Source organism: Candidatus Epulonipiscium viviparus (assembly GCF_030708075.1).
Lineage (GTDB): Bacteria > Bacillota > Clostridia > Lachnospirales > Cellulosilyticaceae > Epulonipiscioides > Epulonipiscioides viviparus.
In genome coordinates, this window is the sequence record NZ_CP117982.1 from 2,511,688 (window position 1) to 2,532,746 (window position 21,059).

Annotated in this window: 18 protein-coding genes; 17 read left to right on the forward strand and 1 reads right to left on the reverse strand. The window is 40.8% G+C overall.

Features of this window, described 5'->3' with window-relative positions; translation table 11 throughout:
- Positions 1 to 78: 78 nt before the first annotated feature.
- The 13 genes from PCY70_RS10520 (at position 79) to PCY70_RS10580 (ending at position 15,551) form a co-directional block, all read left to right on the forward strand.
- Entirely contained in the window at positions 79 to 759 is a 681-nt protein-coding gene (locus PCY70_RS10520) for a transaldolase family protein (protein ID WP_305767316.1), read from the forward strand.
- Positions 760 to 783: 24 nt separating this feature from the next.
- Complete coding sequence (locus tag PCY70_RS10525) at positions 784 to 1,641, forward strand: NAD(P)-dependent oxidoreductase (protein WP_305767317.1); 858 nt, start codon at positions 784 to 786, stop codon at positions 1,639 to 1,641.
- Positions 1,642 to 2,304: a DUF4867 family protein gene (locus PCY70_RS10530; RefSeq protein ID WP_305767318.1), complete on the forward strand. Its 663-nt coding sequence runs from the start codon at positions 1,642 to 1,644 to the stop codon at positions 2,302 to 2,304.
- Positions 2,305 to 2,322: 18 nt separating this feature from the next.
- The gene (locus PCY70_RS10535; protein WP_305767319.1) at positions 2,323 to 4,311 is read left to right on the forward strand and encodes an alpha-glucosidase; all 1,989 of its coding nucleotides are present in this window, start codon (positions 2,323 to 2,325) and stop codon (positions 4,309 to 4,311) included.
- Positions 4,312 to 5,043 carry a sulfite exporter TauE/SafE family protein gene (locus tag PCY70_RS10540; protein ID WP_305767320.1) on the forward strand — a complete coding sequence of 244 codons (732 nt, stop codon included), beginning with the start codon at positions 4,312 to 4,314 and terminating at the stop codon, positions 5,041 to 5,043. It abuts the gene before it with no gap.
- A gap of 15 nt (positions 5,044 to 5,058) precedes the next feature.
- Positions 5,059 to 5,991, forward strand: coding sequence for a (2S)-3-sulfopropanediol dehydratase activating enzyme (gene hpfH / locus PCY70_RS10545; protein WP_305767321.1), 933 nt, complete (start codon positions 5,059 to 5,061; stop codon positions 5,989 to 5,991).
- 27 nt (positions 5,992 to 6,018) lie between these two features.
- Positions 6,019 to 8,493 carry a (2S)-3-sulfopropanediol dehydratase gene (gene hpfG / locus PCY70_RS10550; RefSeq protein WP_305767322.1) on the forward strand — a complete coding sequence of 825 codons (2,475 nt, stop codon included), beginning with the start codon at positions 6,019 to 6,021 and terminating at the stop codon, positions 8,491 to 8,493.
- An 18-nt stretch (positions 8,494 to 8,511) separates the two neighbouring features.
- Positions 8,512 to 9,648: an iron-containing alcohol dehydrogenase gene (locus tag PCY70_RS10555; RefSeq protein ID WP_010166702.1), complete on the forward strand. Its 1,137-nt coding sequence runs from the start codon at positions 8,512 to 8,514 to the stop codon at positions 9,646 to 9,648.
- A 70-nt stretch (positions 9,649 to 9,718) separates the two neighbouring features.
- Complete coding sequence (locus tag PCY70_RS10560) at positions 9,719 to 11,050, forward strand: hypothetical protein (RefSeq protein WP_330696981.1); 1,332 nt, start codon at positions 9,719 to 9,721, stop codon at positions 11,048 to 11,050.
- 18 nt (positions 11,051 to 11,068) lie between these two features.
- On the forward strand, positions 11,069 to 12,283 hold the full coding sequence (locus tag PCY70_RS10565; protein WP_305767323.1) for an ROK family transcriptional regulator: 1,215 nt from the start codon (positions 11,069 to 11,071) through the stop codon (positions 12,281 to 12,283).
- A gap of 213 nt (positions 12,284 to 12,496) precedes the next feature.
- Positions 12,497 to 13,510 (forward strand): type 2 periplasmic-binding domain-containing protein, encoded by a 1,014-nt coding sequence (locus PCY70_RS10570; protein ID WP_305767324.1) that lies wholly within the window; start codon positions 12,497 to 12,499, stop codon positions 13,508 to 13,510.
- Between the two features lie 34 nt (positions 13,511 to 13,544).
- Entirely contained in the window at positions 13,545 to 13,997 is a 453-nt protein-coding gene (locus PCY70_RS10575) for a tripartite tricarboxylate transporter TctB family protein (RefSeq protein WP_305767325.1), read from the forward strand.
- A gap of 6 nt (positions 13,998 to 14,003) precedes the next feature.
- On the forward strand, positions 14,004 to 15,551 hold the full coding sequence (locus PCY70_RS10580; protein ID WP_305767326.1) for a tripartite tricarboxylate transporter permease: 1,548 nt from the start codon (positions 14,004 to 14,006) through the stop codon (positions 15,549 to 15,551).
- Between the two features lie 80 nt (positions 15,552 to 15,631).
- Here the strand turns inward: PCY70_RS10580 and glpK are convergent, their stop codons facing one another.
- The gene (gene glpK / locus PCY70_RS10585) at positions 15,632 to 17,128 is read right to left on the reverse strand and encodes a glycerol kinase GlpK (RefSeq protein ID WP_305767327.1); all 1,497 of its coding nucleotides are present in this window, start codon (positions 17,126 to 17,128) and stop codon (positions 15,632 to 15,634) included.
- A gap of 278 nt (positions 17,129 to 17,406) precedes the next feature.
- Between glpK and PCY70_RS10590 the strand changes: the two genes are divergently transcribed.
- The 4 genes from PCY70_RS10590 to PCY70_RS10605 are packed head-to-tail and all read left to right on the forward strand — an operon-like array spanning position 17,407 to position 21,057.
- Positions 17,407 to 17,967: a glycerol-3-phosphate responsive antiterminator gene (locus tag PCY70_RS10590; protein WP_305767328.1), complete on the forward strand. Its 561-nt coding sequence runs from the start codon at positions 17,407 to 17,409 to the stop codon at positions 17,965 to 17,967.
- 15 nt (positions 17,968 to 17,982) lie between these two features.
- On the forward strand, positions 17,983 to 19,431 hold the full coding sequence (locus tag PCY70_RS10595) for an NAD(P)/FAD-dependent oxidoreductase (protein ID WP_305767329.1): 1,449 nt from the start codon (positions 17,983 to 17,985) through the stop codon (positions 19,429 to 19,431).
- A gap of 21 nt (positions 19,432 to 19,452) precedes the next feature.
- Positions 19,453 to 20,712 carry an NAD(P)/FAD-dependent oxidoreductase gene (locus tag PCY70_RS10600; protein WP_305767330.1) on the forward strand — a complete coding sequence of 420 codons (1,260 nt, stop codon included), beginning with the start codon at positions 19,453 to 19,455 and terminating at the stop codon, positions 20,710 to 20,712.
- Complete coding sequence (locus PCY70_RS10605; protein WP_010168248.1) at positions 20,713 to 21,057, forward strand: DUF1667 domain-containing protein; 345 nt, start codon at positions 20,713 to 20,715, stop codon at positions 21,055 to 21,057.
- The last annotated feature ends 2 nt before the right edge of the window (positions 21,058 to 21,059 follow it).

Consider the following 21,059-nt stretch of genomic DNA (forward strand, 5'->3'; position numbering starts at 1 on the left):
TATTTTCTTGTGGTAATATTGCTTTAGTTAATAGAATTAATTAATTGTGATAGTAAATATGATGAATTGGAGGCAATTATGAAATATTTTTTAGATAGCGCAAAAATTGAAGAAATTAAAGAAGCATATAACACGTTTGGAATCGATGGGGTAACCACAAACCCAAGACATATTCAACTTAGTGGCAAACCGTTTTTAACAGTAGTCAAAGAATTGGCCGACTGGGTTAAAGAAGAAGGTTTAGAGGGTATCGATAGATTTCCAATCTCGGTAGAAATTAATCCGCATCTGGATAATGCGGCAGATATGATTACGGAAGCTAAAAAAATTGCAGCTATATCCGAGAACTTTGCTATTAAAATTCCATCAACTGCGGCAGGAATAGAAGCGTCAAGAAAGTTGGAAAAAGAAGGTATCAGAACAAATGTAACTCTCGTATTTTCTACTGCTCAAGCGATTTTGCCAGCAAAGAATAATGCGTTATTTATGTCTCCGTTTATAGGTTGGAAAGAGGCAAACGGTGAAGATTGTAAAAAGTATATTGAAGATATTGTAACTATATATAATAAATTTGGATATAAAACTGAGATAATCTGTGCCGCCATTCGAAATCCAAAGCAAATCGTAGAATGTGCCGTTGCGGGGGCGCATATCGTTACTACCGCGTTAGACGTTTACAAAGATGCGATGAAACATCCGTTTACAAACCAGGGACTAGACACTTTTATTGCTGCATGGGATAACACAATTACAGAATAAAATTAGTAAAAGGAGTTAACTATTATGAAAATAGGATTTATTGGACTTGGAATAATGGGAGAGTCCATGAGCGAAAATATCGTTAAAAAACACGATGACGAAGTTTTTGTATTCGACTATGTTGCGGAGAAAGTGGCATTGCTAAAATCTAAAGGGGCGATCCCATGTGATAACGCAGTAGAGTTGGCAAAAAAATCTGATCTAATCATTTCTATGGTTCCAAAATCAGAGCATTCAAAGCAATTATATACCGAAATTTTACCCGCGTTAGATGCCACCAAAATTTGTATTGACATGAGCACGATAGATCCATCTGTTTCTATAGAAATATCAAAATTTGTTAAGGCAACTGGGGCAGAATTTATAGATGCGCCAGTGGTTAAGTCTAAGGCTGCTGCAATTTCGGCAACTCTCGGAATATATGTCGGAGGAGACATCGCAACGTACGAAAAGGTGAAGCCTATCTTGCTATATATGGGCAACAACACAATACACCTTGGCGACAACGGAAAAGGCCTGGTAATGAAGGTTGCTCACAATGCGCTCGTTTCTCAAATTCAAAATGGTGTGAACGAAACTATAACAATAGCTCTGAAAAATAATATTTCTGTAGAAGATTATGCAACCGCAGTTTCTTATGGCGGTGGTCAAAATTTTTATCTCGATTCGAAAGCAAAGCCTATTGCAGAAAATAACTTTACCACTGCCTTCTCTGTAGAAAATATGGCAAAAGATATTGATATATGCGTAAATTTGGCGGCAGAGTGCGCGGTAAATGTGCCAGGTGTTGAAGTGGCGAAGGCAGTTTACGATAAGTCGCTAGAGCTAGGCTACGGCAAAGAAGATTTTTCTGCGACAATAAAAACTGTACGAGGTGAGTAGATGATTGCTAAGCTGAATTCACTAAATGATGTAGAAGTCAAAGATGTAACGAGCAGTGATTTTAAAACGTACGGAAAAATATTGGATGGCTACGATTTTACTGATCTGCTAGATTTTATGGCTACAACTGAGGTGCCTGCAGAGGGCAATATTTACGTTGCTTCTGTAGCAGAAATGGAAAAATTTCCTATATATAAAACACTGAAAAATACGTTCTATGGTGGAATGGACATTCAAATCGGATATTGTAATGGCAAAAACAGTACCTACAACGGCTTCGAATATCATAAATGTAGCGAAATCAATATTGCAGTAACAGATTTTATGCTAGTACTAGGTCATACATGGGATATGGTAGATAACACGTTTAAAGTGGAAGATGCGGAGGTGTTCTTTGTTCCAAAAGGCACCGCGTTAGAAATGTATCAAACTACTTTGCACCTGTCGCCTTGCAAGGTTTGCGACTCTGGGTTTAAGGATGTCGTAATATTATTAAAAGGAACGAACGATACAACGTTCAAAAAAACCGAAGCAGTCTCGCAAGAAGACGAAATTTTGTTATTCCAAAACAAGTGGGTCATTGCGCATAAAGATAGAGAGCCACTTGTAAAGGCGGGAGCGCACATCGGATTGCTGGGCGAAAATAAAGAGCTGAAATATTAAATATAGGCGGGTGAACAGATGGTAGTAAATAGCGAGTTTAGCTTGTCGCATAATGGGCATATAATTTTAGAGCATACGGATGACTCTCCAATGCTATTTGCAGGAGTGGGAGAAGAAACAGTTGAAATGTATAGGGGTAATTTTGATATTGCAGACTATTTGATCGAGCGCAATAGGCTGAAGTTGACGCAGATTGTGGAAGAAAATGGCAATTATAGGCTAAATTTTGATGATCAGATAGAGGTATATGTGACTGTTACCTACGACAAAGTAACGTTAGATTTTACGCAAATCAATATGGCATTGAACAGGTTTTTTATTAGGCTCAATTCTACTGCAGATGAAAAGATTTTTGGATTGGGCGAGCAGATGTCTTATCTCAATTTAAAAGGAAGAAACTTTCCGATATTTACTTCGGAGCCCGGAGTGGGTAGGGACAAATCGACCTATATAACTTGGCGTTCCGATGTTGAGAACAAAGCTGGGGGAGATTATTACAACACGAACTTTCCGCAGCCGACGTATGTGTCGTCAAATATGTATTTTCTGCACGTAGACTCTACTGCCTATGCTGATTTTAATTTTAAGAATGATGCGTTTACGGAAGTGGCAGTTTGGGAGGTGCCAAAGCAGATTGTGATTCAGGGTGGATCGAGCTATTTGGATTTGGTAGAAAAACTTACTGCGTATCTAGGTAGGCAGCCAGAGCTTCCAGACTGGATTTATAATGGCGTGATTTTGGGTCTACAGGGTGGAACAGATCGTACCTTTGGATTACTCGATAAAACGATCGAGCATGGAATTAAGGTTGCTGCTGTATGGGCTCAAGATTGGTGCGGTAAGCGAGTGACTTCGTTTGGAAAGCGGTTGCAATGGAATTGGCAATATCATAAAGAGATGTATCCTGAGTTGCCTAAAAAGATTGCGGAGCTGCATAAGCAAAATATTAAGTTTCTGGGCTATGTTAATCCGTATCTAGTGAATGACGGACCGCTTTATAAAGAAGGAAAAGATAAAGGATACTTTGCAACCAAGCATGATGGGTCGGAGTATTTGGTAGATTTTGGAGAATTCGATTGCGGTGTAGTGGATCTCACAAACCCTGCAGCATACGCGTGGTTTAAAGATGATGTTATCAAGAAGTATTCGATAGATATTGGAATGGATGGCTGGATGGCCGATTTTGGAGAATATTTGCCAACCGATGATATCAAATTATATAGCGGAAAGAGCGCTATGATCGAGCATAACCATTGGCCAGTGTTGTGGGCAAAGTGTAATTATGACGCTGTGGCAGAAGCCAAAAAAACAGGAGAGATCGTATATTTTATGAGAGCGGGAGGAGCAGGATCGCAAAAGTATTGCCCATTGCTATGGGCAGGAGATCAGTCGGTGGACTTTTCGATACACGATGGGTTGGCATCGACGGTTGTGGCCGCACTCTCAGCTGGAATGACAGGTTGCGGAATATCTCACAGCGATATAGGCGGGTATACTTCGCTATTTGAGAACACCAGAGACAAAGAACTGTTTTTGCGATGGGCAGAAATGGCGGCATTTACTCCGGTGATGCGAACTCATGAGGGCAACAGACCGGAGACCAATTTTCAGTACTATGATGATGAAGATTGTATGGCAAGATTCGCTAGGCTTGTGGATGTACATGTAATGTTAAAAGACTACATCAAAGCTGCTGTTTCAGAGAATGCGCAAAAGGGAATTCCTGTGCAACGACCACTGTTTATGCATTATCCAGATGATGAGGTGGCATATGAACAGCAATTCTCCTATTTGCTAGGAGAAGATCTGCTGGTGGCGCCGGTATATGAAAGCAATAGAAGTGACTGGAAGGTGTATCTGCCAAAAGGTCAATGGGTTCATCTATGGACCGAGAAAGAATATACGCAAGGGTATCACACAGTTGCTGCGGAGCTGGGCTATCCACCAGTATTTTATAAAAAGGAGTCGGCGGCAATATTTAAGGCAATCAAATATGAGGTGAAATAAATGAGTGAAGTTGTAACAACAGGTTTATTTTTTGTGGTTATTCTTCTATCTCATATCATTCATGGAATTACGGGCTTTGCGGGGACTCTCCTTGCAATGCCCTTTGCCATTGAATTGGTAGGAATAGATGTGGCAAGACCAGTTTTAAATGTATTGGCAATATTTTCGGGATTTTATGTATTGGTAAATAATTACAAATACGTAAATTACAAAGAGCTACGAAAAATTGTGTTGATCATGCTGGTGGGAATATTTTCGGGAATATACATAAAATTTCTATTTGTTGGAAACGAAAGAGTTCTAATGATATTTTTAGGAATATTTATAATTTACTTATCAATTAAGGGGTTGTTTATCAAGAAAAAAGAGTATAAAGAAACGAGCGCAATAAAATCGAATGCGTTGCTGGTGTTTGCAGGTATTGTGCACGGGATATTTGTTGCAGGAGGACCTATATTAATAGGCTACTTAAGTGAGAAAATTAAAGACAAGACAGTTTTTAGAGCAACAATTTCGACGGTGTGGATATTCCTAAATACTGTAATACTTGCAGATGATATCAGGATGGGCCTATGGGATGGAGAGCTGCTAAAAATTTTAGCGATAGGAACGCCCATATTGTTTGGAGGAATGTTTATAGGTACAAAGTTGTATCACAAGATGAATCAGGAAACATTTATGAAAATAACATATATTCTGCTATTTATTGCAGGAGTGATAACAATTTTTTAGTAGGAGGAGATTGAAATGCAAGGCATAGTTTTTAATATTCAACATTTTACAATCCACGATGGGCCAGGCATCAGAACAGAACTATTTTTGAAAGGATGCCCCTTGCGATGCGAATGGTGTAGCAATCCGGAGGGGCTGTTGCCAAAGTTGGAGGTGGGAGTATACAAAACTAAGTGCATTGCTAAGTGCGAAGATTGCGCAAAGGCTTGCCCTCAAGGAAACATACTGACTTTTAATCGCGGAAAAATTCAGTCTATAGACAGAGATAAATGTACTGGCTGTTTGGAATGTGCCAAAGCATGCCCGACAGAAGCGATTAGGCAATGGGGCAAGATTATAAATATAGAAGAATGCATGAAAGAAATTTTAAAAGATAAGGGCTATTATCAGCGCTCTGGTGGCGGAGTTACAATTTCGGGAGGGGAGCCACTACTGCAAAGCGAATTTGTGGCATCGGTATTTAGAGAATGCCAAAATGAGGGCATCCATACGTGTGTGGAAACAAGCATGTATGTGACATGGGAAAATGTGGCAGCGGTATTGCCGTATGCAGATATGGTTATTGCAGATATAAAGCACATGAAGGCAGATGTTCACAAAAAATTTACGGGGGTTAGTAATAAGCTGATCTTGGAGAATCTCAAAAAATTGAGTCAAACAGGCAAGGAAATTATTTTGCGGATACCTGTTATTCCAAACGTAAATGAAGATACGGACAATGTGGAAGCGACGGCAGATTTTATACTAAATGAAATGAGTAATAACATTAGAACGCTACAGTTGTTAAGTTTTATGCATCTGGGAGAAGAAAAATATGAGTCACTGGGAATGCCATATAAAAATATCGATGTGAATCGAACGGCTTTTCAGAAGGTAGTTGCCGAAATAGCAGAGTATATGAATTCTCGAGGGATACATTGCGTGGTGGGGACTAAGGAGAAAGAATAACAAAATCAAATTTTAGAGGTGAATATAATGAGTGCAGTTGGAACACAACCTTTTGATCAAACCTATAGTTTAGGGTATCAAGTCAACCATGAAGATTGGTCACCATTTCCGAGAGTTAATCATCTTAGGCAAAAGTTTTTGGATCGACCATATGATGTGGATGTTGAAAGATTACGATTAGTAACGGAAGCGTATCAGAATAATGAAGATAAACCTAGAAAACTTCAATGTGCGTATGCGTTCGAAAATATTTTGCTGAACACGCAGTTATATATTTATGACGAAGATCTAATTTTGGGCGAAATTGCAGCGCCCGCAAAGGCGTCTCCGATCTATCCAGAATTTTCGGTAAAATGGATTATAGACGAAATATTACATTCACCATTTGAAGAAAGATCAAACGATCAATTTTATATCAGAAATGATTCCGATAGAGAAGAAATAGTGGCCCTTTGCAGGTACTGGGAAGGCAAAACTGTAGACGATGCGGTTACCGCAAGGCTCGAGGAATCGCAAACGGTGGGCTCGCAAGTTGGGGACAAGGTGTTTCAAACCAACGTATATCAATATGCGGGCATTGGCCACTTGGCAGCGGATTATGACGTTTTGATGAAAGAGGGCTATAACGGGTTAATCAACAAAGCGACGGCAGCGCGTAAAAAATTATCGAAAAAAGATCCTGAGTATGCAGATAAGCGAGATTTTTATGATGCGATGATAATAATGTTGGAGGCCGCAAAGAAATATATCGCGAGATACGCAAAGCTAGCAGAGGAAAGTGCTATTGCAGAAAAGGATGAAGGTCGCAAGAGAGAGTTGGAAGCGATGGCGGCAAATTGCTATGCTATTGCGGGAGAAGCACCAAAAACATTTTGGCAGGCAGTGCAACTATTCAATTTTGCAACGACGCTGATACAAATAGAAAGCAATGGGCATTCGATATCATATGGACGAATGGATCAATGGCTGCACCCAATTTATGAACAGGATATGCGCAGCGGAAATCTAACGAAAGAGTTTGCATTAGAAATTTTGGAAGTGCAGTTTGTAAAGATGAATAACCCAACAAAACTTAAGGATAAAGGAACTGTATTGGTGCGAAATGGCCGAGGTTTTGGTGGAGAAAGTCTAACGATTGGCGGCATTGATAAAAACGGAAACGATGTAACCAACGATTTGACAATGTTAATATTGGAGGGCTCCGCGCATACACGAATGATGAATCCTTGGGTTTGTGTGCGTATGCATGAGAACACACCGTATGAGTTGAAAGTGAAAGCTGTGGAATGTATTAGGGCAGGATACGGACATCCAAAACTGTTTAATGATGCGCCTACGATTAAAGCGATGATGAGAAAAGGGATGACTCTAGAAGAAGCAAGAGAGTATGTAGTTGTAGGCTGCGTTGAGCCGAGTTTACCAGGGCAGGAGTTTGGTTGGCACGATGCGGCATATGTGAATACAGCAAAAATGATGGAAATGGTAATAAATGGTGGAAAATGCTTAGATGGTGGAGTGTTCAATAAGCAAATTGGGCCAAATACAGGAACTCTGGAGACATACGAAACGTTTGAACAGGTTTTAGAAAGCGTAGAAAAGCAATTCGATTATTGGTGCGATCAAATGTGTAGCAGCCTAAATATTATCGACGAAGCGCATAGAGTTTGCAAGCCAACGCCATATATTTCGGCTTTCTTTAGCAATTGTATAGAAACAGGAAAAGATCTAAGTGAGGGCGGTGCCAAATACAACGGAACAGGGCCGCAAGCAAGTGGAATCGCGACTTGTGCAGATAGCCTTGCAACGATAAAGCAACTAGTTTTTGATGAAAAGAAATATACAGGTGCCGAGTTACTACAAGCTGTTAAGGATAACTGGGAGGGGCATGAAAAGTTGTACGCTATAGTGAATGGATCCAAAGTGCATCATTATGGCAACGATGATGAGTATGCAGATGAATTGTTTAAGTTTATGTTCGAAACTTATTGCAACAATATCAATGGCAGAAAAAATCCACGCGGAGGAAATTATAGTCCTGGTGTATATTCTGTAAACGCAAATGTTGGAATGGGGATGTTTACTAACGCATCGCTGGATGGCCGATTTAAGGGAGAAGCAATCTCGGATAATATGGGGCCGGTGCACACCGATGGCGGCTCTCACGACATATGCGGACCAACAGCAATAGCAAATTCGGTGGCAAAAGTAGATCATAGCCTAGCGACAAATGGGACTCTACTAAATCTGAGATTTCCGCAAGAAGCTGTTGCAGGGACAGAGGGCAGAGATAATCTGGTAAGCTTTATAGACGAATACCTGTCGAGGCATCCGATGCATGTGCAATTTAATATAATGAATGCGCAAACAATGCGTGCGGCACAGAAAAATCCAGAGAAGTATAAGGATATGCTAGTGCGAGTGGCCGGGTATAGCGCATATTTTGTGGAGCTCGGAAAGCCACTACAAAAGGATTTGATACAGAGAACAGAACTACATTTTTAGTAATAGGAGACGAAAATTATGAAAAATTATAGTTTTAAGATACCGCAAAATATAGAATTCGGATTAGGGAGCCTTCATAAGCTAGCAGAAATTTTAGATAAATCGGAACATGTTTTGTTGATATCTGATAAAGGACTTGCGGCCATAGGGGTAGTGAAAATGGTTGAAGATATATTGGGGCATAGCGGAATTGGGTATACGAAATTTTTAGATGTAAAGCCAAACCCAACTATAGATATAGTGACCGCAGCGACGGAAGCTTTTAAAAACTGTGGGGCCACCAGTATTATAGCGTTGGGAGGAGGCAGCCCCATCGATGTGGCAAAAGCGACTGGAGTGTTGGCGACCTATGCTGGAAAAATTACCGATTATGAAGGCAATCATAAGGTACCAGGGCCGATTGTTCCAATAATAGCAATACCAACTACGGCCGGGACAGGGAGCGAAGTTACTGCTTCTGCGGTTATTACGGATGAGGCAAGAAACTATAAGATGACAGTGTTTAGTTACGAAATGTTGCCCAAGTATGCAATATTAGATCCGAAGCTAATTATGAGTGCGCCGTCACATATAGCAGCAGCCTGTGGAGTAGACGCTCTGATTCATGCAATGGAGGCATATCTTTCTGTAAATGCGACACCGTTTTCTGATGCTATGGCGGAAAAAGCGATGGAGATGATAGGAAGGAGCATCCGTAGATTTGTTGCCAACCGAGAAGATGTAGAAGCGGCTTGCGATATGATGGCGGGTTCGAACTTTGCGGGAATAGCGTTTGCATGGGCTAGACTAGGATGTATACATGCGATGAGCCATCCGGTAAGCGCATATTTTAATGTGCCCCATGGTGTGGCAAACGCAATATTAATGCCAACGGTGATGAGCTATAACGCACTGACCGATAACGGGAGATACGAAAAAATTTATAATTATATATGCAAAGGAAAGGCAAACTACACATCGGCGGTGGATCTGGTATATGAAGTAGAATATCTAAACGAAGATCTGGGTATTCCGCAATCGTTGAGTGAAGTGGGTGTAACGGAAGATAAGATTGTAGCGATGGCAGAAGACGCGGCCAAAAGTGCCAACACACTAGCTAATCCAAGACAAACTACCGCATCAGATATTGCGGAGCTGTATCGAAAAGCGTTATAGACAGGATCTGCAGTATCTGTTTGTGGATGCTGCAAAAAATAAAAATTATATGTCGAGAGAGGAAAATATTATGTTTGAAATGGCTTATATACCAATTGGAGTTCCAACTTTTCATTTAGAGAGTGCGCAAATTGAATTTAATAAATCAATAGAAATGATAAAATCTTTGACAGATGCTTGCATTTTTCCTGATGAAATGCTATTGTCAATGGACAGCCTAGAAAAATTTTTGGCAAAAATAAGTCCGAAATTGGTAGTGGTACAAAATATTACGTTTGCCAATGCCGCGTATATAACAGAGGTACTGAAGAAATTTGACTGCCCTGTATTGCTATGGACATTGCGAGAGCCTGTAATAGATGGAGGCAGATTGAGACTGAACTCTCTGACTGGAGCATATTCAGCAGGGAACGCATTGCTAAATTTCAGAGAAGGCAATTTTGAGTATATATTTGGCTCACCAGAAGAATCAGAGGTGCAAAATAAAATTGCAGCAACGATAAAGGCTGCGAAAGTAAAATATGATTTGACAAAAACTAAAATTGCATCTATAGGGCATACGCCACAAGGGTTTGGATTTGGACGCGCGTTGGATGTGGAAGTTGCTAAATATTTCGGATCAACATTGGAGTGTATTGAGGCGAGAGAGTTGATTGATAAGGCAAAAACTTTTGCAGATGCGGAGTGCGCAGAAAATTTGGTAGAGTTTGAAAAATCGTGTTGCAATCATGAGGCAATTGATATAAAAAATATGACGGACTTTGCTAAATTGTTGAAGGCGTATAAAGAATATGTAATAGAGAATAATATTCAAGTAATCGCGTCTAGATGCTGGCCAGACTTTTTTGTATCATATGGGACACCAGTCTGTGCGGTATTGTCGATGTTAAACGACTTGGGAGTTGCTGCTAGTTGTGAATCGGATACATTTGGTGCGCTATCTATGTATATTGCAGCAAAATTGAGCGGAAAAGTGACATTTTTTGGAGATCCTGTTTCGTTGGATGAAGAGGAAAATACAATAACCTATTGGCATTGCGGAATGGCGCCTTGCTCTCTGGCAGATGCGGAAAAAGCTAATATAGGAATTCATCCGAATAGAAAAATAGGCCCAGTTATGGATTTCGGTTGCAAAGCAAATGACGTCGCGACAGTATTTAGAATTGGCAAGGACGGCGATGGCAAGTTTAGATTTTTTGTGATGTCTGGAAGTATTTTGGAGAAGCCAAAGCAGTTTCAAGGGACATCGGTTGTGGTAAAGCCTGAGGCAAATAGCAAAGATGTGGTAACGAGAAGTGTAAAAGACGGATGGGAGCCTCACTTTGTTGTGGCCTATGGGGATATCGCAACAGAGCTCGAAATCTTAGCAAGAATGTTAGGGTTTGAAGTTATGAAATATTAATTAAGAGGGGTTATGTAAATGAAGAACATAGGTGGCAATTTAGAAAGGCTGAAAATAAAAAATCGACAACTGATATTGAGGTTGCTAAATAATCATGGAAAGATGTCTCGGAAGCTGATTGCGCAGACAATTTCTCTAACATCAGCTTCTATTACCCAGCTATGTTCTGAAATGATAGCAGAAGGGCTGATAGTAGAGGTTGGAGAAGATGAAACAAGCACAAAAGCTGGTCGTAAGGAAATTTTTATAAATATCAACTATGAAAATCGATACGCATTATGCATCAACATCGAAAAGTTTTCGACCGATATAAGCTTAGCGAATCTGCAGGGCAATGTCATCTTGACCAAGAGGATAAAGACAGCAACAAGAGTGGATGCCGAGATTTTTTTAAAGCAAGTAGCGGATACTTGCTTGGCATTTTTAGAACAAGCTGCAAAAAAAATTATTGGGGTAGGAGTTAGTTTGCGGGGGCTGGTGGATTCTGCAGAAGGAGTAAGCAAGAAGGCCTATGAAATCTGGAGCAAACCGGTGGCTGTAAAAGACATACTAGAAAGCTATCTGCCATTTCCAATAATAGTACAAAACAATATGCGGGCCTTTGCACAAGCAGAAATAATATATGGAATTGGCAAGGAATATAAAAATTTGTTATTTTTGAAGTGGTTTCCGGGAGTGGGATCGAGTATAGTGATAGACCAGGCGGTATATGAAGGAGAAGACGGGCGAGCTGCAGAGTTGGGGCATTACATTGTAGATGGCGATGGAAGACGATGTAGATGCGGAAAGTGCGGTTGTCTTGAAACGGTAACATCGTTTGATGCGATTGTAAGCAATATAAGTTTGATTTATTCTAAGGAGATGACGCCGCTGTTATATGAAGCAACGAGAGGCGAAAGAATGAATATTGCTTCAGTTGTGAAAAATTATTTAAAAACCGATTTATCAAAAGTGGATGCGTATGTAAAAGAAACGATAGATAAGGCGATAGCGAAGATAGCGGTGGTTGCGTTTAATGCGATGACTTTTATGGCACCGCAAAAATTGATTGTATATGGAGAATTTTTTGCTAACGAATATATATATTGTAAATTTGTAGAGAAATATAAAACATATGAAATAGATTATAAAGAAAATTTAATCATCAAAACTAATCTGAGCGACAAAATTTTTTATATTGGAGCGTTGGCGATAGTCGTTGAACAATTCTTTTTCAATGTAGGAGGCTTATAATTAGTTAAAATGATTAATTATATTATGTAGTAAAGATGTTATTTTGTGATAAACATAAAACCTGACTTGATAATTTGTTTAAAATTTACATATAGTTAATTAACGGAAAAAAATAATGACAAAAATATAAGGATAAATATGTATAAAATGCAAATTGATTTATTGAAAACTATAGTATATAATTTGTTTAAAGAATATTAAGGAGGAGATTATATGATTAAAAAGTTATTAACATTGTTTGTTGCGACGACCATGGTGATTTCGATTTCTGGTTGCGGAAGTGACAACACAGAATCGAGCTCTGGTACTGTCAGAATCATTTGTCCATATGGAGTAGGTGGAACTGCGGATCTGATTGCAAGAAAATATGCCTTAGTTGCAGGAGAGCTGTTTCCAGAAAAAAACTTCATCGTGGAAAATATGACTGGCGGCGACGGGTTTGCAGCGGCTACATACTATACAGAACTTGACCCAGATACTACAGATCTATTGATCTATGGATATGGAGTAATCTATAGACACGATTTGGGAAAAGAGTATGGCACAGAGATTGTGGATTTTGATAGAGACGAAATTCAGCCAATCGGAATTATTGATGATAGAACTTGGATCTTATATTCCACTCCTGGAACAACTGTTGAGGATGTATTAGCCAAAGCAAAAAATGGCGGAATAAAAATGTCTGGCGGAAATCCGTTGTCCGACCCGCACTTGGCGTTGGGCTCACTGATTGCAGAAGAACAAGGAAAGACCATGGTAATTCCTTATGACGGGGGCGCTTCACAGAAAAAGGCTTTGACTGATGGTGAGGTTGATGTATTTGTGGGAACCACGCAGGCTGGTAAAGAAGAAGTGGAAGCCGGAACAATGGAAGCGATTTTATCATTTAGTATAGAAGAGTTTGAGGGATTTGTAGGCCCAGATGGAAAGGCTGTTGAGATTCCAACTGTTGCAGGAGAAAATAAGCATGAGGCGCTAAGAGATGATGTGGATTATTCGCAATACATTTTGCCATCGGGTGGATTTATTGCAACTCGTGCGGGAGCGCCTGCAGAATGGGTTGCAGAAATGGAAGAAATTACAAAAGCGGTATGGAATTCGCCGGAATATTACGAATGGATAGAAGAGATTATGCTAAACAAAAAAGAGTTATATGGAGCGGATGCTGTTGCCTATGTAGAAGAGGCGTCGCTAATCGCTAAGGGAGCGTTTGAAACACTGAGATAGATGAGATATAGAAAAGGCCACGAGGAGGAATAGAATGAAAATAAAAACCAACTTATGGACGGGAATAATTATGGGCGTGATTAGCGCGATACTTTTGATAGTATTGCCTAGTCAGGTGCCGCTGCCTATGTTTGATTCGGGAGCGCCAAGCCCAAGAATTTTACCGTCCTTTGCGATCATTGGAATGCTGATAGCATCTATAATTTTGATAGTTCAGAGCGTTGTGTTTAAACAAGATAAAATTTACGAATTTGATATTAAGAAAGAGTTGCCGGCTATAATTATGATAGGGTTGCTGTGCCTGTTTGCGATATTGATTATAGCAATAGGGTTTGTGGCTGCGGCATGTATTGTGTTCCCGATTTTGCTGTTTTATGTGGGTGAACGCAAGCCGGCAATATATATCTTTACGCTGGTATCTGCAGTTGCAATATTTTATTTGTTTAGATTAGTTTTGAACATTTCGTTGCCGGGATTTGGAGGTTAGACGTCTATGGGTGATATGGATATGATTTTAGCAGCCTTAGGGCAAGTACTTAGTTTTACAAATATCGCTGTTATCTTGGGCGGATTACTGTTGGGGATAATAGTAGGGTGCATTCCAGGGCTGAGTGTTACGTTGGGAATAATTTTACTATTGCCTCTAACATATTCTTTTTCTTCTCCTGATACTGCAATAATTTCGCTGCTTGCTGTATATGTTGGAGGAATGTACGGGGGGTCGATCAGTGCGATATTGCTAAACTCGCCGGGCACAAACTCTGCAATAGCCACAACGTTCGATGGATACCCTCTGGCACAACAAGGAAAAGTGAAGAAAGTGTTGGATGCCTCGTTGTTTGCGTCAGTGTTTGGAGGAATTTTCTCAGCTTTGATATTGTTGTTCTTTTCATCATTGATAACAAAATTGGTTGGCGGCTTTGCTTCGACAGAATATTTTGCGTTGGCCATTTTGGGAATTTCGTTGCTAGCAGGAGTGAGTGGCGATAACTTAGCCAAAGGAGTTATATCGGGGTTGCTGGGAATCTTCATTGCGTGTATTGGCGCAGATGCTGTAACCGGAGTTAGGCGATTTACATTTGATACAGAAACGCTAAAGTTTGGTATCGACATGGTCCCAGCGATGATCGCGTTTATTGCGTTGACCCAGGTAATATTAAAATTACGAGATTATTATGTTTCGGGTGGCAAGATCGATGATATAACCAAAATTGATAATAAGGGGTTGACTTTAGTAGAAGCGAAATCGATAGTGCCCGCGTGTTTACGGTCTTCGACTATAGCGTCGATAATTGGAGCCATGCCTGGCGTAGGTGGCGGAGTGGCCCAGTTTATGTGCTATAACGAGGTAAAGCGTACATCGAAGACGCCGGAAAAATTTGGCAAAGGTGCATTAGAGGGCGTTGCAGCAGCGGAGGCAAGTAATAATGCGGTTGTAGGTTCTGCCATGATTCCGTTATTAACGCTAGGAATTCCTGGAGATGGAGTAACGGCGTTGTTATTAGGAGCATTCATTTTGCATGGAATTCAGCCAGGACCTACAATGTTTACAAAGCAAGGCGTTGTGGCGTATAGTATAATACTTGGCACGCTGATAGCCAACATTGCGTTGATAGCGGTGGGGTTGGTTTGTACAAGAGCCGTGGCCAAGATTGTACAAGTGAAATATACGTATCTGGCACCAATAATTATTCTGTTTTGTTTTGCAGGGGCATTTGCCGCAACAGGAAATACAAAGGAGCTGATCATAACCGCAGTTTTGCTAGTAGTTAGCTATATATTTGTAATATTAGACTTTTCGGTTATACCGCTAATGTTGGGAATGATATTAGCAGATATAATGGAGATGAATTTTGTAACAAGCATGATGAGCTATGATAACGATATGCTAATATTTTTCAAGAGACCAATTACGGCCGGAATCTTGGTGTTAACAGTAATATTGCTTGTGTCGTTAATACGTCTAAATAAGCGCATAAATAAGCTAAACGAAGTGCAAATGGAAGAAATGAGCCACAGAGATTTAGAGGATGTTGGATAAAAAATAATTGTTAGGGTCTCCGAAGAAGGGGGCCTTTTTTTTGGCTGCACATGCCTGTTTCACGTGCAGCAGCAATGTAATTATTCTTCGCGTGCCCAATCAAAAGCATATTTAACAGCTTTGTTCCAACCCTGAATCATGGTGTGGCGCACATCTGTCGCAATGTTGGGGGCAAATTTTCGATCAACAGCCCAATTCGCCAAGACGTCGTGCTTATCTTTCCAATATCCAACTGCTAATCCAGCGAGATAGGCAGCTCCCATGGCGGTGGTTTCAACACACACTGGTCGCTCTACTTCTACATTTACGATGTTTGCTTGAGATTGCATCAAGTAGTTGTTTGCACTAGCACCGCCATCAACTTTAAGCGTGGCAAGCTCAATGCCGGAGTCGACCTTCATGGCAGCAAGAACGTCATTGACCTGATAACAAATTGAGTCTAGCGTTGCGCGAATGATATGATACTTGTTGACACCGCGAGTGATTCCGACGATGGTGCCTCTGGCATACTGATCCCAATGCGGAGCTCCCAATCCTGTGAAAGCTGGTACCACATAACAACCGTTGGTATCTTTTTCTTTGTTTGCCATATACTCAGAGTCGGCCGCGGAATCAATCAGGCGCATCTCGTCACGCAACCATTGTATTGATGCTCCTGCAACGAAAATGGAGCCCTCCAATGCATATGTTACGCTTCCGTCTAAACCCCAGGCAATGGTAGTGAGAAGGCCGTTTTTGGAAAATACTGGAGTGTTTCCGGTGTTCATCAACATAAAGCAACCTGTGCCATATGTATTCTTGGCATCTCCTTTGTTAAAGCAAGTTTGCCCAAATAATGCAGATTGTTGATCGCCCGCAGCGCCGCCGATAGGTATCGCTGCACCAAAAAATTGATGATCCGATTCGCCATATATACAGCTAGACGGCTTAACCTCAGGGAGCATCGACCGAGGAATATCTAGTTCTTCAAGTATTTCATTATCCCAATCTAGCGTTGTAATATTAAAGAGCATCGTGCGAGACGCATTGGAAAAATCACTAACATGAACAGCGCCTCGGGTTAGCTTCCATATAAGCCACGTTTCAACTGTGCCGAATAGCAACTCGTTGTTCTCGGCTTTTTCTCGCGCACCTGCAACGTTGTCTAAAATCCATTTGATTTTGGTTGCAGAAAAATAGGCATCAATTATAAGCCCGGTCTTCTTTTGAAAAGTTTCCGCAAGCCCCTTCTCCTTGAGGCTATCGCAATACTCAGAAGTTCTGCGGCATTGCCAAACTATCGCATTGTAGATGGGCTCGCCAGTTGCCTTATCCCAAACTATAGCGGTCTCGCGTTGGTTGGTAATTCCGATTCCCGAAATCTGCGTGGGAAGTACACCAATTTTGGACATCGCTTCGACAGCAACACCAAGTTGAGTAGACCAAATTTCGTTGGCATTGTGTTCAACCCAGCCGGGTTTCGGAAATATCTGTGTAAATTCTTTTTGTGCGATACTACAAATTTCACCTTGTTCATTAAATAAAATTGCTCTATTGCTTGTGGTTCCAGAATCTAACGCCATTATATATTTTTGCACAATACATCAACCCTTTATTAATATTTATTAAAATAAAACAACAAGATGTATTTATCTTAATAGATATAAGTATAATGGAAATTTGAGGTAAGTCAAGCTGAATACGGCGACAATACTGTACAAAATTAAATTGGAAATTTGTTCTAATCGTATATTGACATTGGGGCAAATTTATTATATTCTATAGATATATATTGTAGCGGAGAAAAAGAGTGATGCTATACAAGTTGTAAGAGGCTTGTTTGCGTTGCTCTTTTTTATATGTTGGAGGACAAAATATGAATGTCATAGAATTACTGGAAGAGGCGCCAATTATAGCGGCAGTGAAAGATTGGGACGGCCTAGAAAAAGCGCAGACAGCACCGGTAAATGTAGTGTTTGTTTTGTTTGGTGATGTATGTAATATTGGAAAAATAATTAAAAGATTAAAAGCTGCGGGAAAATTTGTAGTGGTGCATTTGGATTTGATAGAGGGGCTTGAGAGTAAGCCGATCAGCGTACAGTTTTTAAAAGAGACCACACAAGTGAATGGAATAATTTCTACCAAGATTTCTGTGATCACTGCAGCACATAAGCTGGGGCTTACAACGGTGATGCGATTTTTTGTATTGGATTCGCTCTCTGTTGAGAACATTAAAAAGCAAACAAAAACTAGGTGTATAGATTTTGTGGAAATCTTGCCTGGAATTGCGCCAAAGATAATAAAGAAGCTAGTAAAAGAACTGTCTATTCCGCTTATAACAGGGGGATTGATTTCGGATAAAGAAGATGTGATAACTGCATTACAGCAAGGTGCGTTGGCATTGTCAACTACAAATTCGGATATTTGGGAGTTATAATAGGAGGACGAATATATGATAGATGTTGCAATAATTGGTGCAGGCATAAGTGGCGCGAGTGTGGCAAGGGTGCTTGGGCAATATAATTTGAACGTTGTAGTATTGGAAAAGGAGAGCGACGTTTCTGCAGGCACAACTAAAGCAAATAGCGGAATTGTTCACGCAGGATATGACCCAGAGCCAGGAACGCTTATGGCAAAGTATAATGTGTGGGGCAATAAACTGATAGAAGAGCTTGCAGAGAAGCTGGAAATTCCGTATAAAAAAGTGGGGTCGATGGTATTGGGCTTCAACTCTGCGGACGAAGCGCATTTGCAAAAGTTATATGAGAGGGGAGTCGCAAACGGCGTACCAGATTTGGAGATTCTAACTGCTGTAGAAGCGTTAAAGAAAGAGCCTGCGTTGAGCAAAAATATAGTGGCGGCGCTATACGCTCCTTCTGCAGGAGTGGTGAGCCCCTATGAAATGGCAATTGCGTTTATGGATAACGCTGTAACAAATGGTGTTGAAGTTAAGCTAAATCACAAAGTAACGGGAATCGTAAAGCAAGACGATGAAAGCTTTATACTAGACGTAATACATAATGGAGAGACGGAAAAACTACATGCTCGATATGTAATTAACGCGGCTGGGTTATATGCAGATGAAATTCAAAATATGTTGGCAACGGCAACGTATACAATAAAGGCCAATAAGGGTGAATACTTTTTGTTAGACAAAGTGAGTGGCGAATTGGTAAATCATGTAATATTTCAATGTCCAACTGCAGTAGGAAAGGGCATATTGATTTCACCAACAGCGCATGGAAATCTAATAGTGGGGCCAACCGCTGTGGACGCAGCTGCAAAGGATGATGTTGCAACAACGCTAGAGGGCTTCGATAAAGTAAAGGTGATGGCGGCGATCTCATGTCCAAATATTGAATATAGAAATAACATTCGAAACTTTGCGGGAAACAGAGCGCTTGCCGATGTGGATGACTTCATCGTAGGACCGATAAAAGAGAGTGCGCATTTTATAAATATCGCAGGGATGAAATCTCCGGGGCTATCCTCTGCGCCAGCAATAGCAGAAGACATCGTGGCAATGTTAACTGATTTGGAGCTAACGAAGAAAGAGAATTTTGTAGACACTCGCAAAGTAGCCAGATTTACAGAGAGTACCAAAGAGGAATGGCAACAGAAGGTTGATGAAAATCCGCTATACGGCAGAATTATATGTAGATGCGAGAGAATTACAGAGGGTGAGATTGTTGATGCAATACATTCGCCAGTGCCGGCAACAACGGTAGAAGCGGTAAAGCGCAGAGTGAGAGCAGGGTCGGGTCGATGCCAAGGAGGGTTTTGCGCACCAAAAGTTGTGGAGATCATCGCAAGAGAGTTGGGAATCGCATATGAAGATGTGATGCTAGATAAAGCGAATTCGTATATATTGGCGGCAAAGACTGCTAAAGGAAGTAACTAAACTGAGGGGGAGGAAACTGATATGAATTATGACTTGGTTGTGATAGGTGGGGGACCAGCGGGATTGGCTGCAGCATACAAAGCATGCGAAAAGGGGGTCGATAGCATCCTAATAATAGAAAGAGATAAAGAGCTGGGAGGCATACTCAATCAGTGTATTCATAATGGCTTTGGGTTGCACTATTTTAAAGAGCAGCTGACGGGCCCCGAATATGCTGGAAAGTTTATAGAGATGATAGAAGAGAAAAACGTAGAGGTGTTAACAGATACAATGGTGTTGGAGGTAACGGCAGATAAGCGTGTCTATGCTATGAATTCAGAAAAAGGGAGCATCGAGATTCAGGCAAAAGCGGTGGTGTTGGCAATGGGATGCCGCGAGCGAACCAGAGGGGCCATTGCGATTCCGGGAGAGAGACCGTCGGGAGTTTTTACAGCAGGTGCGGCGCAAAGATATGTTAATATGGAAGGATATTTGGTGGGTAAAAAAGTTTTGATTTTGGGATCAGGAGATATAGGGCTAATAATGGCGAGAAGAATGACGCTAGAGGGGGCAGAAGTTTTGGCTGTGGTGGAGCTCATGCCATATTCAAACGGGTTAAATAGAAATATAGTTCAGTGCCTAGAAGACTATAATATTCCGCTCTATCTTTCGCATACCGTAACTGATATAAGAGGTAAGGAACGATTAGAAGAAGTGGTGGTTAGCAAAGTGGACGAAAAATTTAGACCGATAGCTGGCACAGAGATTAAATTTGAATGCGATACTTTGTTGCTATCTGTGGGGCTGATACCAGAAAATGAGCTCACAAAAGATGCGGGAATAATGTTGGATCCGCGAACAAATGGCGCAGCAGTCTACGAAGACATGCAAACAGCAATACCAGGAATATTTGCTTGTGGAAACGTTTTGCATGTGCATGACCTGGTGGATTTCGTTACGAAAGAAAGTATGAAAGCTGGAGAGAGCGCGGCCGAATATATAGCTACACCGTATACGCATTCGGAGAACATGATAGTCGTGGCAAATGGAGAAGGCGTTGGGTACACAGTGCCACAAAAAATCGATATGGACAGAATGAATAAATTTGTAGAAGTGTTTTTTAGGGTGCGCCAGGTGTATAAAGATGTTTGGATAGAAGTGAAAAGCGGAGACAAAGTGGTGATGTCGCAGAAGAAGAAGCACCTGCTGCCAGCAGAAATGGAAAAAATTGTAATCCCGAAAAATTTATTGGGGGCAGCCAATAAGGGAATTGTCGTAAATGTAAAGAAGGGGGACTGTTAAATGAATAAAGAGTTGACATGTATTGTATGTCCAAAAGGATGCGGACTGGTTGTAAATGCGGACCTTGCAGTAGTAGGAAATAGCTGTCCGAAAGGAGTAACATATGGAGTCAAAGAGGTAACAGCACCAACAAGAGTGGTAACATCAACCGTCAAAATCGAGGGAGGAGTACACAACCGCCTCCCGGTTAAAACAGATGGAGACATACCGAAAGAGCTAATTAATGAATGCATGAAAGCAATCAACGAGGTTACAGTGAAGGCACCCGTGAAAATGTATGATGTAATAATTGAAGATTTGTTAGATACAGGCGTATCAGTGGTGGCAACTCGAGCAATGCAATAGCA

Excerpts from the sequence above, each read along its gene's own strand:
- PCY70_RS10520 (WP_305767316.1), top strand. The coding sequence starts at position 79 with ATGAAATATTTTTTAGATAGCGCAAAAATTGAAGAAATTAAAGAAGCA.
- PCY70_RS10525 (WP_305767317.1), top strand. The coding sequence starts at position 784 with ATGAAAATAGGATTTATTGGACTTGGAATAATGGGAGAGTCCATGAGC.
- PCY70_RS10530 (WP_305767318.1), top strand. The coding sequence starts at position 1,642 with ATGATTGCTAAGCTGAATTCACTAAATGATGTAGAAGTCAAAGATGTA.
- PCY70_RS10535 (WP_305767319.1), top strand. The coding sequence starts at position 2,323 with ATGGTAGTAAATAGCGAGTTTAGCTTGTCGCATAATGGGCATATAATT.
- PCY70_RS10540 (WP_305767320.1), top strand. The coding sequence starts at position 4,312 with ATGAGTGAAGTTGTAACAACAGGTTTATTTTTTGTGGTTATTCTTCTA.
- hpfH (WP_305767321.1), top strand. The coding sequence starts at position 5,059 with ATGCAAGGCATAGTTTTTAATATTCAACATTTTACAATCCACGATGGG.
- hpfG (WP_305767322.1), top strand. The coding sequence starts at position 6,019 with ATGAGTGCAGTTGGAACACAACCTTTTGATCAAACCTATAGTTTAGGG.
- PCY70_RS10555 (WP_010166702.1), top strand. The coding sequence starts at position 8,512 with ATGAAAAATTATAGTTTTAAGATACCGCAAAATATAGAATTCGGATTA.
- PCY70_RS10560 (WP_330696981.1), top strand. The coding sequence starts at position 9,719 with ATGTTTGAAATGGCTTATATACCAATTGGAGTTCCAACTTTTCATTTA.
- PCY70_RS10565 (WP_305767323.1), top strand. The coding sequence starts at position 11,069 with ATGAAGAACATAGGTGGCAATTTAGAAAGGCTGAAAATAAAAAATCGA.
- PCY70_RS10570 (WP_305767324.1), top strand. The coding sequence starts at position 12,497 with ATGATTAAAAAGTTATTAACATTGTTTGTTGCGACGACCATGGTGATT.
- PCY70_RS10575 (WP_305767325.1), top strand. The coding sequence starts at position 13,545 with ATGAAAATAAAAACCAACTTATGGACGGGAATAATTATGGGCGTGATT.
- PCY70_RS10580 (WP_305767326.1), top strand. The coding sequence starts at position 14,004 with ATGGGTGATATGGATATGATTTTAGCAGCCTTAGGGCAAGTACTTAGT.
- PCY70_RS10590 (WP_305767328.1), top strand. The coding sequence starts at position 17,407 with ATGAATGTCATAGAATTACTGGAAGAGGCGCCAATTATAGCGGCAGTG.
- PCY70_RS10595 (WP_305767329.1), top strand. The coding sequence starts at position 17,983 with ATGATAGATGTTGCAATAATTGGTGCAGGCATAAGTGGCGCGAGTGTG.
- PCY70_RS10600 (WP_305767330.1), top strand. The coding sequence starts at position 19,453 with ATGAATTATGACTTGGTTGTGATAGGTGGGGGACCAGCGGGATTGGCT.
- PCY70_RS10605 (WP_010168248.1), top strand. The coding sequence starts at position 20,713 with ATGAATAAAGAGTTGACATGTATTGTATGTCCAAAAGGATGCGGACTG.